Origin of the sequence: Priestia sp. FSL H7-0729 (genome assembly GCF_038005685.1) — a bacterium.
Taxonomy (GTDB): Bacteria; Bacillota; Bacilli; order Paenibacillales; family Paenibacillaceae; genus Paenibacillus.
Genome location: NZ_JBBOTQ010000001.1, coordinates 951,279 through 968,689, shown reverse-complemented (window position 1 = coordinate 968,689; position 17,411 = coordinate 951,279). Strand labels below are relative to the sequence as shown.

The window sequence follows — 17,411 nt, the reverse complement described above, 5'->3', positions numbered from 1 at the left end:
CAATTTACGTTATGAGGTGTTTTCGTCGTTTATTTTACAAAAACTATGAATATGTTGCGTAAATCGAAAATAAACGACTGATTGTTTAAAATTGTAATGTTCCAAATTTGATGGGAGGGATACACGTGAAAGATGAGAAGAAATCAGCCGTGGACCCAAGAATATTGCGAACACGTCAGTTAATTCGAGGTGCATTTGTTGAGTTGCTGCAGGAAATGGATATTGAGAAACTGTCAGTGAACAAAATTGCCGAACGAGCGACGATTAATCGGGTAACCTTTTACCTGCACTATCGCGATATTACGGATATGATGGAGAAGATGGCTGACGAGATGATTGAGAATATCAAACAAATTGTAGATGAATATGCCCCTCATTTTGAGAAGCAGCGGACGGAGGAGGCTTGGCCTGTTCTGGTTAAGTTACTGGAGCATTTTGCAGATAACGCCTCGTTCTATCAGGTGGTTCTTGCGACGAAGCGCACACCCATTTTCACAGAACGACTCCTGAAACTGTTAAGTACCTTGGTCAAAGCTAAGATAGATCGTGCCGAAATGGAAGATGTCCTGGAGGAATCCGGAATTCATAAGGAAATTGCCATCTGGTATGGTTCGTCCGCCCTGATTGGCACCATTGTGGCTTGGTTACGTAACGACATGCCGTATTCCCCGCATTTTCTGGCAAAACAATTCTCGTTGATTCGTTCGTACTCCTATAATGACCTGATATAATTATACTGCAACGCTCAGACGGTACATCGGGGCCAATGAATCGCAAAGGCCATCTCTATGCAACCCTACATAATAGAGGAGGAATAATATAATGAAATATAGTTCAGAACGTATCTATGTACGATTTTGGAATGTGGAAGATGCCTCGTTGCTTCTGGATCTACAGGTTCGTAATCGTGTGGCAATTGAGAGAACCTCAGCGAGTAATCGGGATGACTCTTACTACAGCTTGGAAAGTCAAAGGGCACTCATTGAGAGCTGGAATAAGAAGAGAGAAGAAGGAATTCGCTATTCTTTCGGTATTTTTCAACATACAACGGATGTACTTGTCGGTGAGATTTCTTTGTTCGAGATTGTACTGGATTCAACCCCTAAATGGATCGTTGGTTATGTAACAGATGTGCTGCATCAAGGAAAAGGGTATATGAGCGAAGCCCTGCAATGTGTGCTGGAGTTTGCCAAACATGAGACTGAAATTACTTGCATCGAAGCTGGTGCGGTACCTGATAATACTGGGTCCATCCGTGTACTTCAAAAGGCAGGATTCACAGCGTGCGGGTCACAGTCTGTCCCGATCCAGGGAACGTTGAAAGAACATACGATGTTTGCTGTGGATATACAGTGAGAAAAATGTATTACTATTGACTATAATCTGAACTATATATTTAAACGTAACGGAGAGGACAGAAAAACCTATGGCTACTATACTTGTTGCAGACGACGATGCAAACATTCGTGAACTCGTCTGTCTCTTTCTCAAAAATGATGGATTCACAACAGTGGAAGCTGCAGACGGTAAGGAAGCTCTTACCATATATGGCGAAACCCCAGTGGATCTGGTTGTGCTAGATATTATGATGCCTGTCATGGATGGCTGGGCACTGTGTAAGGAACTTCGAAGAGCCAATCCCGATCTCCCGTTACTCATGCTGACGGCGAGAGGTGAGACGTGGGAGAAGGTGAAAGGATTTGAATTGGGTACGGACGATTATTTGACCAAACCGTTTGATCCATTGGAACTGACTGCCCGCGTCCGGGCATTGTTGAAACGATACAAGATTGGCTCCACACATACAATCCAGTTTGGCAACGTTATTCTGGACCGTCAGACGTATAAGGTGATGAGAGGCACGGAGTCACTTACGTTACCGCTTAAGGAGTTCGAATTGCTGTATAAGCTTGCTGGAACACCAGGCCAAGTCTATACACGTGAGCAATTGATCGATCAGATATGGGGTATTGATTACGCCGGAGATGATCGAACGATAGATGTACATATTAAGCGCCTGCGTGAACGATTCGCGACTACACCTGATTTTCGGATTGAAACGGTGCGCGGGCTAGGATACCGACTTGAGGTCCATGAATGATCAGATCATTATACATTCGTGTGGTGCTCACCTTTCTGATCTCTGTCATCGCGGGTACAGTTATTTCTTTTTTTATGTCAACCTGGATATTCGAAGATAAATTGAACGAAAATGCTCGAATTAACATACGCAACTTTGGCCAAGACGTAGTGCAGATATATAAGACGATGCCTCTGGATGAAGCAGAATTATTCGTTAGCAATATGAAACAGCTTGATTCATATCATATTCGAATTTATGATGCAACGGGCAAACTCCAGACTTATGGGAAGCTTAATGGACATAAATCAGCTGCTGTATCGATGGAGCAACTCAAAAAAGTTTTAAATGGAGGAGTTGTTCAAGACACACCGAAAGGGATCGCTACCGTTCTTTTGGGGCTACCGATCAAGACGGAAATGGGCACAAAAGCGATGTTTTTGGAAACACTCGCACCGCCCTCCGCCTCTTTTGTAGTCCAGTTTGGTTTAATCTTTGCAAGCTGTTCGTTGATTGCAGGAAGCTTGCTGATTCTGGTTGCTTCTGTATATCTGGTAAGACCCATCAAGAAGTTGACCAAAGCGACCAAACGGATCGCAGCTGGAGACTTCAACGTCAAGCTGAACATTAAGCAAACGACGGAGATTGGTACGTTAGCTCGCAGCTTTGAAGAAATGATGCATGATCTGAAGCAGTTGGAGCAGATGCGCAGGGAATTCGTTACGAATGTTTCGCACGAGGTTCAGTCTCCGCTCACCTCGATATCCGGTTATGCTTCGGCACTCAAGCAAGTAAATCTCTCCGAACAAGAGCGAAACCGTTACCTGGATATTATCATCTCTGAAGCGAAACGAATGTCCAAAATGAGCGATAGCCTGCTCAAATTGAGTTTGCTTGAATCGCAGTCACAGCAACTCCGGCTTAACACCTTAAGCCTTGATGAACAGATCCGGCGGGTCATTGTGGCACTTCAGCCCCAATGGTCTGGGCGCAACATTCATTTCGAGCTTGATTTGGAGAACATGAAGGTAACGGCTGATCACGACCAGTTAAATCAGGTATGGACCAACATCATCGGAAATAGCATCAAGTTTTCCAATGATGGCGGTATGATTAAAGTGACTATCCAAGGGGATATCAACCATGTGAGTGTACGAATATCCGACACAGGCATTGGTATTCCCATTGAAGACCAGAAGCGCATATTCGAGCGCTTTTTCAAGGCAGATCGTTCCCACAGTCGTAAATATGATGGGAGTGGCATGGGACTCGCTATCGTTAAACAGATCGTATCCCTTCATCAGGGTGACATTCGAGTGGAAAGCGAACCTGGTCAAGGTACAACCTTTATTATTACGTTACCCATCCATCCACCAACGGATAGTTAGGCTCACAGGGTAGGTGAATAAATAGAATATCCATCGGAGTATCTAAACTGAATTTTTATGCCATGTGTAACATGCAAGCTTTCTTGTATGTTACACATGGCATTTTTTTTGCTTGTTCATATTCCGTTCATATTACGGTCATGGAGAGTACATCTTTGTTGGTTAGGCTTGCATTAGCAACCTGTTAGGCCAATATACAGATGAGGATAGGAGCAGATGAATGTGAATCAACAAGGAGACAAAGAAGTACGAAGTAAAAGCAAAATAAAAAAAGTGTTAAGCATTTTGTTCAAAGTGCTTGCTGCAATCATTATAGCAATATTACTTTTTGTAGCTATCGTATACACCGTTAACAAAATCAGTAGTTATTCGGAGCAAAAAAGAATGGAGCCGTATGGACAACATGTATCCGTAGATGGGAAAAATATGAATGTGTTCATTCAAGGTGAAGGCGAGGAAACGATTGTACTTCTGCCGGGTTTTGGAACAGCGTCACCTGCACTAGATTTTAAGCCACTCATTTCAGAGCTATCCCCCGATTATAAAGTCGTCGTGGTTGAACCGTTTGGTTATGGATTGAGTGATCAGACCGAAAAGGAACGCAGTACTGCAAATATCGTCAGTGAAATCCACGAAGCGTTACAAAGTCTACATGTTGATCGTTATATCTTGATGGGTCATTCCATTTCGGGGATCTATAGTCTGGATTATGTGAACAAATATGCAGATGAAATAAGTGCATACGTTGGGCTGGATACCAGTGTTCCAGCGATTAGTGAACAGAAGGTTGAAGCATCAGAAATTGTACCGATTAAATGGTACCGTAATTTGGGTTTCCCGCGTTTGCAATTGAAAATGAGTGATGATCCATATGCGGGACTGCCGTATGATGAACAAACCAAAGAACAATTGAACATTTTGATACAAAAGAACATGTTTAATTCAACTCAATTAAACGAGATTTTAAGCATGTATTCCAATTTTAAAGCAGCTGAACAGTTAACGTTCCCAGTTGATCTCCCGGTCCTTTTATTTGTTCAGAAGAATCATCCGGCAGTGGACAATTGGGTTCCCGAACACGAGAAGTTAATAGAGCACTCTGTGCGTGGTGAAATGGTGCTGTTGGAAGCAAATCATTATTTATACCGCTCCCATGCCAAAGAAATAGCTGAAAAATTCAGGAGTTTTATGGTGGGAGTTCAATAACTCCATCATGTAAAGGCTCCGTGCCCGTAACGTCGGAACATTTTCTTGCTTGTTCATGTTCAGTTCATATTGACGTCACGGAGCGTACATTTTCATTGGATAAGATTTCATTAGCAGCAAAGAAGACAACCGAACAAACAGTTCAAGACAGGAGAAGATCAGAATGACACAACCAGAAGGAAAGAAAGCCAAGAATAGAAGCAGGGTCAAGAAAGTACGAAATATTATACTTAAAGTACTAGGAGCAATTGTAATTGCCATTATTTTATTCCTAGGTATTGTTTATATCACGAATGTGATCAGTAGCAATTCAGAAGCGAAAAAGATAGAACCTTATGGTCAGCATGTGTCTGTAGACGGGAAAAATATGAATGTGTTCATTCAGGGTGAAGGCAAGGAAACGATTGTGCTTCTGCCTGGTTATGGAACCGCAACTCCAGTGCTTGATTTCAAGTTGCTTATTGACCAATTATCACCATATTACAAAGTTGTTGCTGTTGAGCCATTCGGTTATGGATTAAGTGATGAAACTGAAAAAGAAAGAACCACAGAGAATATCGTAAGTGAAGTTCATGAAGCTCTGCAACAACTTGATATTCATCAGTACATGCTCATGGGTCACTCCATTGCAGGCATTTACGGCATTGACTATGTGAACAAATATCCGGATGAGGTAACTGCTTTTGTCGGTATTGATAGCAGTGTATCCACCCAACCAAGTATTACAGATGCGAAGTTCCCATTAAAAACGTTTGCTTTTCTCCGAAATACAGGTCTCTTAAGATTAATGATGAAAGCGGGTGCGGACCCCTATGAGGGACTTGCATTCGATGAACAGACGGTTAAGCAGATGAAAATGATCTCGAATAAAAACATGTATAATACCACGTCATTAAACGAGATGGATCATATTTATTCCAATTTTAAAGGTGCTCAAGGTTTAAGCTTCCCTAATGATCTTCCACTTCTTCTCTTTGTACAAGCGAATAATGAAGGGGTAGAAGGATGGATTCCATTGCATGAAGGACAGATCAAAGACTCGGTCCATGGGAAAGTAGTTACAATGGATGGTTCACATTATTTACATCACACTCAATTCAAAAAAATTGCTGAAGACGTTAGAGCTTTTATGAACGAAGCGAAGTAAATATGGTGTAGACGTACACGCTTTAATTTAACAAGTGTACATGAGCGAATATGAGAAACCGTCTTGGGGGGCGGTTTTTCCATAATACATCTAATTCGGACCATGTCCGTGATGAAAGAGAGAGGCATTCAAAATGAGATTATTTGAGATACTTTTAGTTCTATCCTGCTTCGCTTTACTCTTAGACCTACTCTTTATTAAGAGAGGTGCAAAGAAAACAGGCTTGGGTGTGGGTATAGGAAGTGGCGTTATACTCGTAATCCAATTATTGGTTGAGGGATACCGATGGCAGTTACTTGTGGTATATATCATGACGGCACTATTCATAATCATCGTTTTATTGAGGCATTCCGAAAAAATGGTGAATCTAAAAATAGGAACGGTGTTGAGATATAGTTTATCTTCCTTAATCGTCATTCTGCTTGTTGCTACTACCCTCTTGTCTGCATACTTACCAGTCTTTGATCTTCCGAAGCCTGATGGTCCAGAGAAGGTGGGGACTCAAACCTTTCATTTTACAGATCAGAATAGAGATGAAGTCTTAACAGAAGATCAAAGTGATAAGAGGGAGCTAATGGTTCAAGTATGGTACCCAACTGAAAATATTAATAACAACAAGCGTGACACGCTGTTTCCATATGATAAAGAAATGTTCAAAAAATATATTCAGAGCTTCTCTGCTTCTTTAAAACTTCCCGAATTTGTGCTCAACTACTGGAAGTATAGTCGGACCAACTCTTATGAAAATGTAGAAATAATACCTTCTGCAACTCCTTATCCCGTGGTACTGCTATCTCATGGTATGGGAACCAGTAGAGTTCTACAAGCATCACAGGCGGAGAATCTGGCCAGTCATGGGTTTATCGTAGTGACAATCGATCATACGTATAGCACCTTTGCTACCCTTTTTCCTGATGGCCGTGTAACGGGATATACAACAAAGATGACAACTATAGATGACCGTAAAGAAATTGGTGATATATGGACAAAAGACGTGGAATTTGTAATCAATCAAATCGAAAAGCTGAATTCTGGTGCAATTGAAAGTCAATTCAAAGGGAAAATGGATTTAAATAACGTCGGCACGATGGGGCATTCTTTTGGGGGTGCAACGGCGTTTAATGCAACGTATTTGGATCATAGAATTAAGGCCGGGGTTAATATGGACGGGTCACTGAATGAAGTAGAAGATAGGGAGGATATAAACAAGCCGTTTATGTTTATCAGATCAGGAAGTTTTGAAGACTGGTTAGCCAATTTCGAAAAGGATAGAAATTCGGATGACGAAGTAACTAAATTTCTTTCAGATGAGCTGCACATTATGAAAAATGTTATTGAACATGGGGGGGATGTGATTTATATAGATGGAACCCAACACTTCAATTTCACAGACCTTCAATTCTATTCGGAGCTGGTTAAACTTTCAGGGATCACAGGAGACATCAATGGTAAAAGAGGATCAAATATCGTAAATCAATATGTACTCGATTTCTTTAACAAGCAATTGAAAGGAACGGGTGGAGATCTGATGGAAGGGCCGAACGAAGACTATCCAGAAGTGAAATTTATAGATCCGGAAGAGCTGTAATCAGCCAAAATATTTAAACTCAGGAGATGATCTGAATGGGACGATACAAGGGGAGACGTACTTCAATTACTACCTTGACTCTGATATTAACGATGTTAGCTCCAATGTCAGTTATGGCGGCACCAGCTACGAGTAACAACAGTGATCTGACCTATGGACCAACCAAGCAAATAGTAGCGGAGAAAGCGAAGATCCTTACCGCAACGTATGGTACAACTAGTGTGCAATATGCATTAATGGATGGCGGAGAGATCGTAGTGTCCGGTCAGACAGGCAAGAACGATCTAGAGGATAAAGTACCGCTTACTTCAGATACAATCTACGGCATCGGCTCAACAAGTAAAATGTTTCTTACAGCTTCTGTTATGAAGCTTGTTGATGATGGCAAGATCGATTTGGATGTGCCAATTGTAAACTATTTACCTGATTTTAAGATGAAAGATAACCGCTACACATTAATCACACCACGTATGTTGTTGAATCATTCCTCTGGTCTGTTAGGCAGCACCGGAAGCAATGCCACATTATACGGGGATAATGACACGTATTCACATGACACGTTTCTGGATCAATTGGCGAATCAACACCTGAAGGCTGATCCTGGCGCGTACTCGGTGTATAGTAACGACAGTTTTACGTTAGCCGAGATTCTAGTTGAAAGAGTGAGCGGCATTGGCTTTACAGCTTTTATACACCAGTATTTTACGGAACCTCTGGACATGAAACATACCAAAACACCACAGGATGTCGTTGACCCAGCAGCAATGGCGGGTATCTATTCTCCATTGGTCAAGGATCAGCTTCCCCAAGAGAATTATAATATCATTGCTACTGGAGGCATCTATTCCACCGCTGAAGATTTGGTTAAATTTTCACAAATCTTCACGGGAGAAGTCAATGGCATTCTATCCAGTAAGTCGGTAGAAGCCATGGCGCAAGAAGAATACAAAAGAGGTATGTGGCCGGAGGATAGCGACACGTCTATCTCTTATGGGCTAGGGTGGGATAGTGTGAATTTGTACCCATTCAGTGAGTATGGCATCAAGGCCCTGACGAAAGGTGGAGATACGATATCGTATCACTCCTCTCTAATCGTACTGCCGGAATACAATCTGGCTGCAGCCGTTACCTCTTCAGGGGGAACGAGTGCCAGAGATCAGTTTATTGCAAGTGAATTATTACTTAGCGCACTTGAGGAAAAGGGTATCATTACAGAACGAAAGCCGGAAAAATCTTTTGGCGTACCAGTGAAGGCGGATATGCCTGAAGAAATATCCACGTATGCGGGTATATACGGTTCTAATAATTCGGTTAAGAAGATCGAAATGAATCATGCTGGACAAATGACTGTATCCGCGCTAACAGCTCCAAATAATCCGGCTCAAGAATACACATATACAGTGGATGGTACGTTTGTTAACGATAAAGGCACAGAAAAGCTGAAATTCGTTACGGAGCAGAATGGAAGGACGTATCTGTGGTCTAGATCTTATATATCCTTGCCGGGGCTTGGTCAGTTGGCGTTCTCCGAATATACGGCGGAGAAGCTGGAAGCCAATGAATTACCCCAGGATATTACCGCCTCATGGGAGAAGCGTGAAGGTAAGATATACTACGTGGTGAATCAGAAGTATACATCAACTGTATATCTGCATTCATCACCAATCCTTTCTTTCCATATGAACGAAGAGACTCCAGGGTATGTGACCAATAGTAAGATTATAGGAGCCAACGAAGCAGTTACGGATCTGCAAATTCCTGGCATGGCAGGACGGGATTCAAAGGAAATTTATTTCGCTGAAAAGAACGGAGTGGAGTACATTACAGCTCTAGGTAGTGTGTACGCCAGCGATGAAATTGTAAAACCACTCTATTCGGGTAAACAATCTGTAACAACGATTCAAGCAGACGGTTATGCCAAATGGTTCTCGGTGCCAACAACGTTGAATGGAAAAGTCATGACCGTTAAACTGCCTTCAAATGGCGCCTTTGCCGTATATGATCAAAAGGGGGTATGTATTAATCACACCGTAGTCAGCGGGAAGAATGAGGTTGTTTTACCGGAAAAGGGCCGCATTGTATTTGCAGGTGAGGTCGGTTCCAAGTTTGAAATTTCATTAAAATAGATGAATTCTAGTAAGGTAGCATGTTTAACGAAACTAAGAAGGCAGCCGATCAAAGTAATCGGCTGCTTTTGTTCATATTCTTTTTTAGGAGAGTGGAAACGATGCCTACGATATTAGTTGCTGACGACGATGCGAACATTCGCAAACTCGTCTGTTTATTTTTGCGCAACGACGGATTTACAACCATCAACGCCGTAGACGGAAAGGAAGCCCTGGCTATCTATACCTCCACGCCAGTCGATTTGGTTATTCTTGATATTATGATGCCAGTCATGGACGGTTGGGCATTATGCCAGGAACTTCGAAGAGCCAATCCGGATCTTCCGTTACTCATGTTGACGGCAAGAAACGAGACCTGGGAGAAAGTACAAGCTTTTCAGCTCGGGACAGATGACTATATGACGAAGCCATTCGATCCGCTTGAGTTGATGGCTCGCGTCAAGGCACTGTTGAAACGATACCGTATAGGTTTAACGCAGACCATCCAATTAGGAAACGTTATTCTGAACCGACAGACTTATAAGGTCCTGAGGGGTACAGAGTCGTTCACCTTGCCGCTTAAAGAGTTCGAATTATTGTATAAACTTGCTGGATTACCGGGACAAGTCTATACGCGGGAGCAATTAATCGATCAAGTTTGGGGAATTAATTATACTGGCGATGATCGAACGATAGACGTGCATATTAAACGTCTACGCGAACGTTTTGCTGATATTTCCGATTTTCGTATCGAAACGGTGCGGGGACTTGGCTACCGGCTAGAGGTGCAGGAGTGACCGGCTCCCTCTATACACGTGTAGTCCTGACCTTTCTGGTCTCCGTGATCGGGGGCACAATCCTTTCTTTTCTTGCTACAACCTGGATATTTCAAGATAAATTAAACGAAAACTTACAAGGCTCCTTGCTTGACTTTGGCCAGGATATCGTCCGCATTTACGAGACATTGCCTCTACGCGAAGCAGAAATGTTTATAAGTGAAATGAAACAACTCAACTCTTACCACATTCGAATCTATAAAGCAACGGGTCAGTTTCAATCCTATGGAGAACTTAAAGGACAACATCCTTTCCTAGTGACTACAGAACAAGTGAAGAAAGTGCTGAATGGGGAAAGGGTCCAAGTTAATGGAATCGATACGATCTTCTTGGGATTGCCGACAAAAACTGAAACGGGAAGCATAGCCATGTTTGTAGAGCCCCTCACTTCCTCTTCCACCTCATTTCTTATCAAGTTTGTTGTAACCTTTTTGATTTGTTCGTTGTTAGCAGGAAGCCTATTGATACTAATTGCGGCTATTTTTCTGGTAAGACCGATCAAAAAATTGACAGAAGCGACCCGGCTTATAGCTGCTGGAGATTTCAACGTCAAGCTTAATATTAAACAAAAGGGTGAGATAGGTACTTTGGCTCGCAGCTTTGAAGAAATGATGCACGATCTAAAGCAGCTTGAGCAGATGCGCAGGGAATTCGTAGCAAACGTGTCCCATGAAGTTCAGTCTCCGCTCACTTCCATTTCCGGTTTTGCTATAGCGCTCAAGCAGGTAGACCTCCCGGATGACGAAAGAAGCGATTATCTCGACATTATCATCACTGAAACTGCACGAATGTCCAAAATAAGTGATAGTCTGCTAAAGCTGAGTTTGCTTGAATCTCAATCATTGCAAATGCGGCTCGCCACGCTCAGTCTGGATGAACAGATCAGACGAGTAATTGTTGCTATTCAACCCCAATGGTCGGCCCGTAACATTCAGATCAATCTTGATTTGCAGCCCACCAAAATCACGGCCGATTATGACCAGTTAAATCAGGTGTGGATCAATATCTTCGGCAATGCCATCAAATTTTCCGAAGAAGGTGCCCGAATTAACGTCACGATCAAACAGAATATCAAGAACGTGATGATCCGCATATCGGATTCGGGTATTGGTATTCTCCCGGAAGACCAAAAGCGTATATTTGACCGATTCTTTAAAGCTGATCGTTCCCACAGTCAGAAATATGAAGGAAGCGGTATGGGACTAGCTATTGTAAAGCAGATCGTCTCGCTTCATCAAGGGGACATCCGGGTGGAGAGCGAATATGGACGAGGAACGACCTTCATCGTCATCTTGCCAATCACAACACCCACAGATTGATTGGAATTCATGCCTTCTCTAAGCTATGACACCCTGTATAAACCTCCTTGCGTATGATGATGCAAACTTTTTTTGCCTGTTCATCCTCCGTTCATGTTGTAGTCATTAGGGGGACATCTTGGTTTGTTATATTGTCTTTAGCGCCCACGTTATGGTGGCTTAACACAATGATGAAGACAGGAGTAGATGCAAGAATGAAACCAAGAGAGGTAACAAAACTGAAGATGAGTGTGAGGACAGCAAGAAAGAGAAATACTATAGCTGCTGTGACTCTCATGCTGACGATACTTGCCCCAATGTCTGCAATGGCCGCACCGGCTGCCATGAATAACAGCATTAACCTTGCGTATGAGACAACAAAGAAAACCGTAATCGAAAAAGCCAAATTACTGACTGAGACGTATGGCACAACGAGTCTGCAATATGCGCTCATTGATGATGGAGAGATTGTGGTTTCCGGTCAGACGGGCAAGAACGATATAAACGACAAGGTACCTCTTACTTCGAACACGATTTATGGTATTGGCTCAACCAGTAAAATGATGCTTACAGCTGCTGTAATGAAGCTGGTGGATGAAGGCAAGATCGATCTGGATGTGCCTGTTGTGAACTATATGCCTGATTTTACAATGAAAGATAAACGATACAAACAGATTACACCCCGTATGTTACTGAATCATTCATCTGGTCTTATGGGCACTTCAACCAGCAGTGCCATATTGTACGGAGATAATGACACGTATTCACATGATACGTTTCTCGATCAATTGGTGAATCAAAACCTGAAGGCAGATCCCGGCGCATATTCGGTTTATACAAACGACGGGTTTACTTTAGCTGAAATTTTGGTAGAGCGAGTTAGTGGCATGAGTTTTACGGCATTTATACACAAACACTTTACAGAGCCTCTAAAAATGGATCATACGAAAACACCACAAGATGTGGTTAACCCGGCAGAAATGGCGGGAATCTACTCTCCTTCGTATAAGGGGCAGCTTCCACAAGAAAATTATAATATCATTGCTTCAGGAGGCTTATATTCCACCGCTAAGGATCTGGTGAAATTTTCGCAAATCTTCACAGGAGAGGTCAAAGGGATTCTTTCCAACAAGTCGGTAGAAGCCATGGAGCAAAAAGAATACAGAAGAGGCATGTGGCCAAAGGATAGTGATTCTTCTATGTCGTACGGATTAGGGTGGGATAGTGTGGACTTGTTCCCATTCAGTGACTACGGCATCAAGGCTGTTACGAAAGGTGGAGATACGTTATCTTATCATTCCTCACTCGTCGTACTTCCGGAATACAACATGGCTGCAGCCGTGATCTCTTCAGACGGGTCAAGCGTAACCGATCAATTCATTGCGAGTGAGTTATTACTCAGCGCACTTGAAGAAAAGGGCATTATTAAAGAACGGAAACCGGAAAAATCATTTGGTGTACCTGTGAAGGCTGATATGCCTAAAGAAATCTCCAAGTTTGCAGGAAGATATGGTGGCAATAATTCAGTGACGAAGATCCAGATAAATAAAGCTGGACAAATGACGGTCTCCTCTCTCACGGCTCCAAGTAATCCGGTTCAAGAATACACGTATACAGCCGATGGTACTTTTGTGAATGAAGATGGGTCAGAAAAGTTGAAATTCGTTGTGGAGAAAGATGGGAATACCTACCTGTGGTCTCGTTCGTATATCTCCGTTCCAGAACTCGGACAGGTGGCTTTCTCCGAATATAATTCGGAGAAGCTCAAAGCCAATACATTATCCAAGGAGATTAACGCTGCATGGGCAAAGCGTGATGGTAAAAAATATTATCTGGTGAATGCGAAATACACATCCATGTTCTATCTTAATGCTACATCAATCCTGCCTATTCATATGAGTAAAGAGAATCCAGGGTATATGTCCAATAATAAAATTATTGGAGCAGACGAAGCAGCCAATCAATTGCAGATTCCGGGTGTTGCCGGACGAGATCCGATGGACATTCATTTCTCCAAAAAGAACGCAGGAGAGTATCTTACATTTTCAGGTTATGTATTCGCCAGTGAGGAAGTTGTGAAACCCATCTATTCGGGTAAACGATCCGCAACAACCATTCAAACAGATGGATATGCCAAATGGTTTTCGGTACCCGCTACTGCGAAGGGAAAAGTCATGACCGTAAAGTTACCTGCAAATGGAGCCTTTGCTATCTATGATCAGAACGGAATTTGTATCAATCACACCGTGGTCAGCGGTAAGAATACAGTTGTTTTACCAGAAAACGGACGTATTGTATTTGCAGGTGAAGCTGGCGCCAAATTTGAAATTTCACAAAAAAGTAAATGAACTCAACAGGAGAGAACCATCATGATGAAAAAAATATTAATCATTTTGCTCAAAATATTTGGTGCGATCGTTATCGCTTTTGCATTATTTATTGCGACTGTCTTTATTGTTAATGTAGTTAGCAACAAATCGGAGGAAGGGAAAATAAAATCTTATGGCCAGTTTGTAGCGGTTGATGGCAAAAACATGAATGTATTGATTCAAGGAAAAGGCAAGGAAACGGTGGTATTGCTTCCTGGATATGGAACACCCGCCCCAGCCCTTGATTTCAAACCGCTCATCGATGAGCTATCTCCATTTTACAAAGTCGTTGTCATTGAACCTTTCGGTTATGGATTAAGTGACATTACTGAAAAAGAGCGTACTACGGAAAATATGGTTAGTGAAATTCATGAAGCGTTACAGCAAATTGGTATTCAACATTACACGCTTATGGCTCACTCCATTTCAGGGATATACGGACTGGATTATGTTAACAAATATGCAAACGAAGTAACTTCCTTTGTCGGCATCGAGAGCAGTGTCCCAACGCAGGGAGGTAACGATGATCCATTTCCAACTGAAACGTACAAATTGCTTAAAAAATCAGGATTCTACCGATTGTTAATGAAATTGGCCCCTGATCAACTGATTGCACCCGATGTTGATGATGAAACCAGAGAGCAAATTCGAATCCTTTCACTCAAAAATACGTTTAATCCGAACAACCTGAATGAAGGCGAAAACTTTGGTCCTAACTTCAAAGCAGCTGAGAACCTGTCCTTCCCCAAAGATCTTCCGTTGATTTTCTTCTTACAGGCGAATGATACCGAAACGGAAGGCTGGATACCCTTGCATGAAGAGCAAGTCAAAGATTCATTGCATGGAAAAGTAATGACTTTCGAGGGAGATCATTATTTGCATCACACCCGCTCCAAAGAAATGGTTCAAGAATATAGGAAGTTTATGAGTGAAATAGAGTAGAGTGTGTCAACAAAAGAAGCCGCGAAATCGCGGCTTTTTTTTCTATTGAAAGAGGTGATGAGCATACATGCGTAGTTACTTTATTGGAAAATTAAGGTTGACACTCCTTGTTGCCGCGTATACAATCGTATACATGAATGCGCTGTATACATATGTATACACGCAATGGAGGTGGCAGGATGAGAGATCGACAGATCGAAGAATCGGATGGAAGTGTACGTCAAGGCGAACGTCCGAGACGTGATGTGAGTGACAGCGAGCAACGTGGAGAGCGTTCCAGACGTGGCAGAGGACATGGTGAACAGCAGGGAAAACGGGGCCATGGTGCGCAAACATTCCGTCGCGGCCGGATTCTCGTATTTCTGGAACAGATGCAGAATCGGAGAACAACGCTCGCCAGACAACTTGGTCAGGAGGAGTATGAACATATTCGCCTGATGATCAGTGGGGAGTTGAAAGCCATTGATCAGGTCATCGACGAGTATATCCATCTATTCGAACTGCAAAATGAAGATATAAGTCCCAATAAGAATCTGGAGAGTGAGAGTGAATAAGTATGATTCGTCGTTTTTTTTCGTATTATCGTCCTTATAAAAAACTGTTTTTGATTGATTTTGGATGTGCTGTACTCGCAGGTCTTCTGGAGTTGGCTTTCCCCCTTGCCGTCAGTAAATTCATTAATGAGTTGTTGCCCGGTCAGGATTGGCCTCTTATTTTGCTTGCCTGTATTGTGCTGTTATCCATCTATGCACTTAATACAGTATTGAACTATGTCGTTACATACTGGGGACATATGCTGGGCATTAACATTGAGACTAACATGCGTGAGAAGATGTTCGCTCACTTGCAGAAGCTGTCTTTCCGGTTCTTCGATAATCGCAAAACAGGCCACTTAATTGGTCATCTTACAAATGATCTGAACGATATCGGCGAGGTTGCTCACCATGGACCTGAAGATGTATTCATCGCAGTGATGACATTAATCGGATCGTTCTGGCTGATGGCTAACATTAATCTTGAGCTTGCGCTCCTCACCTTTATCATTATCCCGATTATGGCTTGGGTTATTATCGTATTTGGTGGCCGTATGACGAAGACGTATCGAAGACTCTTCGGAGACGTCGGCAATTTCAATGCTCGCATTGAAGACAATGTTGGTGGCATGCGTGTTGTGCAATCGTTCGCCAACGAAGAACACGAGAAGGAGCTTTTTGCTGTAGATAATCAGAATTTCCGTAAAACCAAGCTGCTTGCCTACAAAACGATGGCGAAAAGTATCTCGGTCAGTTATATGATGATGCGACTGGTTACGGTATTTGTCATGATCAGCGGGGCTTGGTTTTATATTGATGGCAGAATTAATATGGGTGATTTTATGGCCTTCCTGCTGCTGTCGAATATCTTCTTTCGTCCTATCGAGAAGATTAACGCTGTCATCGAAAGTTATCCGAAGGGCATCGCTGGTTTCAAGCGTTATCTGGAGATCATTGATACAGAACCTGAAATTGCGGATAACAAAAACGCCGTGGAATTCGAAAGTGTGAAGGGCGATATTCGTTTCGAGAACGTCTCGTTCGGATATGAATCCAGTCGGCGTATCTTGAATGATATCAGTCTGTCTGTTCGACCAGGGGAAACCGTTGCTTTTGTTGGACCTTCGGGTGCTGGTAAGACAACCATCTGCAGCTTGCTTCCGCGATTCTATGAGGTAGAAGAGGGGCGAATCACTGTTGATGGAGTGGACATTCGGGATATTAAACTTCAATCGTTGCGTAAGCATATCGGGATTGTACAACAGGATGTATTTTTGTTCTCGGGTACGATTAAGGAGAATATTGCTTATGGTGACCTAAGTGCAACGGACGAACAGATCTGGGATGCCGCTCGCCGTGCCTCATTGGAGGAATTGATTCTTACGTTGCCGGACGGCATGGATACGGTCATTGGTGAGCGTGGAGTCAAGCTATCCGGAGGACAGAAGCAACGGTTATCCATTGCTCGTATGTTCTTGAAAAATCCACCCATTCTTATTCTGGATGAGGCAACCTCTGCACTGGACACGGAAACGGAAGCACTTATTCAGCAATCACTCGCGGAACTGTCGGTGGGTAGAACGACACTTGTGATTGCACACCGATTGACAACGATCAAGAATGCGGATCGAATCATCGTAGTGAACACAGATGGTATCGCTGAACAGGGTAACCATGAGGAATTGGTCGCCGCTGGAGGCATATACAGCCGTCTTCATCAGGTGCAATATAGTCACTCTTAATCCATATAAAATGAACAAAAAAAATTTACACTGGCCACTCCGATGACAGAATAACCTTCCGATCGCTGTTATCCCCAGAAGGCCGCGCATAAGCGCGGCTTTTTTGTAAGGACTGAAAATTTAGCGATGAAATACCAAGGGAAAATATAATGTTGACAACGTCCACTAACCTGATTA

14 protein-coding genes are annotated in these 17,411 nt (G+C 42.7%); all 14 read left to right on the top strand.

Annotated features, from left to right (window positions below):
* The first annotated feature begins 125 nt into the window (after positions 1 to 125).
* The 14 genes from MHH93_RS04115 to MHH93_RS04050 all read left to right on the top strand — a co-directional run bounded on the left by MHH93_RS04115 (position 126) and on the right by MHH93_RS04050 (position 17,234).
* Entirely contained in the window at positions 126 to 731 is a 606-nt protein-coding gene (locus tag MHH93_RS04115) for a TetR/AcrR family transcriptional regulator (protein WP_500052921.1), read from the top strand.
* 91 nt (positions 732 to 822) lie between these two features.
* The gene (locus MHH93_RS04110; protein ID WP_500052920.1) at positions 823 to 1,356 is read left to right on the top strand and encodes a GNAT family N-acetyltransferase; all 534 of its coding nucleotides are present in this window, start codon (positions 823 to 825) and stop codon (positions 1,354 to 1,356) included.
* 70 nt (positions 1,357 to 1,426) lie between these two features.
* Entirely contained in the window at positions 1,427 to 2,101 is a 675-nt protein-coding gene (locus MHH93_RS04105) for a response regulator transcription factor (RefSeq protein WP_339187595.1), read from the top strand.
* Positions 2,098 to 3,468, top strand: a complete 1,371-nt coding sequence (locus MHH93_RS04100) for a sensor histidine kinase (protein WP_500052919.1) — start codon at positions 2,098 to 2,100, stop codon at positions 3,466 to 3,468. Before MHH93_RS04105 ends, MHH93_RS04100 begins: the two co-directional genes overlap by 4 nt.
* A gap of 216 nt (positions 3,469 to 3,684) precedes the next feature.
* Positions 3,685 to 4,674: an alpha/beta hydrolase gene (locus MHH93_RS04095; protein ID WP_500052918.1), complete on the top strand. Its 990-nt coding sequence runs from the start codon at positions 3,685 to 3,687 to the stop codon at positions 4,672 to 4,674.
* A gap of 163 nt (positions 4,675 to 4,837) precedes the next feature.
* Positions 4,838 to 5,821, top strand: coding sequence for an alpha/beta hydrolase (locus MHH93_RS04090; protein WP_500052917.1), 984 nt, complete (start codon positions 4,838 to 4,840; stop codon positions 5,819 to 5,821).
* 133 nt (positions 5,822 to 5,954) lie between these two features.
* Positions 5,955 to 7,409 (top strand): alpha/beta hydrolase family protein, encoded by a 1,455-nt coding sequence (locus MHH93_RS04085; protein ID WP_500052916.1) that lies wholly within the window; start codon positions 5,955 to 5,957, stop codon positions 7,407 to 7,409.
* A gap of 35 nt (positions 7,410 to 7,444) precedes the next feature.
* Positions 7,445 to 9,535: a serine hydrolase domain-containing protein gene (locus MHH93_RS04080; protein ID WP_500052915.1), complete on the top strand. Its 2,091-nt coding sequence runs from the start codon at positions 7,445 to 7,447 to the stop codon at positions 9,533 to 9,535.
* A gap of 101 nt (positions 9,536 to 9,636) precedes the next feature.
* Positions 9,637 to 10,311: a response regulator transcription factor gene (locus MHH93_RS04075; protein ID WP_500052914.1), complete on the top strand. Its 675-nt coding sequence runs from the start codon at positions 9,637 to 9,639 to the stop codon at positions 10,309 to 10,311.
* Positions 10,308 to 11,669, top strand: a complete 1,362-nt coding sequence (locus tag MHH93_RS04070) for a sensor histidine kinase (protein WP_500052913.1) — start codon at positions 10,308 to 10,310, stop codon at positions 11,667 to 11,669. The genes MHH93_RS04075 and MHH93_RS04070 overlap by 4 nt, the downstream gene beginning before the upstream one ends.
* A gap of 194 nt (positions 11,670 to 11,863) precedes the next feature.
* Positions 11,864 to 13,996 carry a serine hydrolase domain-containing protein gene (locus MHH93_RS04065; protein ID WP_500052912.1) on the top strand — a complete coding sequence of 711 codons (2,133 nt, stop codon included), beginning with the start codon at positions 11,864 to 11,866 and terminating at the stop codon, positions 13,994 to 13,996.
* 21 nt (positions 13,997 to 14,017) lie between these two features.
* Positions 14,018 to 14,959 carry an alpha/beta hydrolase gene (locus tag MHH93_RS04060; RefSeq protein ID WP_500052911.1) on the top strand — a complete coding sequence of 314 codons (942 nt, stop codon included), beginning with the start codon at positions 14,018 to 14,020 and terminating at the stop codon, positions 14,957 to 14,959.
* A 179-nt stretch (positions 14,960 to 15,138) separates the two neighbouring features.
* Complete coding sequence (locus MHH93_RS04055; RefSeq protein ID WP_500052910.1) at positions 15,139 to 15,513, top strand: hypothetical protein; 375 nt, start codon at positions 15,139 to 15,141, stop codon at positions 15,511 to 15,513.
* 2 nt (positions 15,514 to 15,515) lie between these two features.
* Positions 15,516 to 17,234: an ABC transporter ATP-binding protein gene (locus tag MHH93_RS04050; protein ID WP_500052909.1), complete on the top strand. Its 1,719-nt coding sequence runs from the start codon at positions 15,516 to 15,518 to the stop codon at positions 17,232 to 17,234.
* Positions 17,235 to 17,411: the final 177 nt, after the last annotated feature.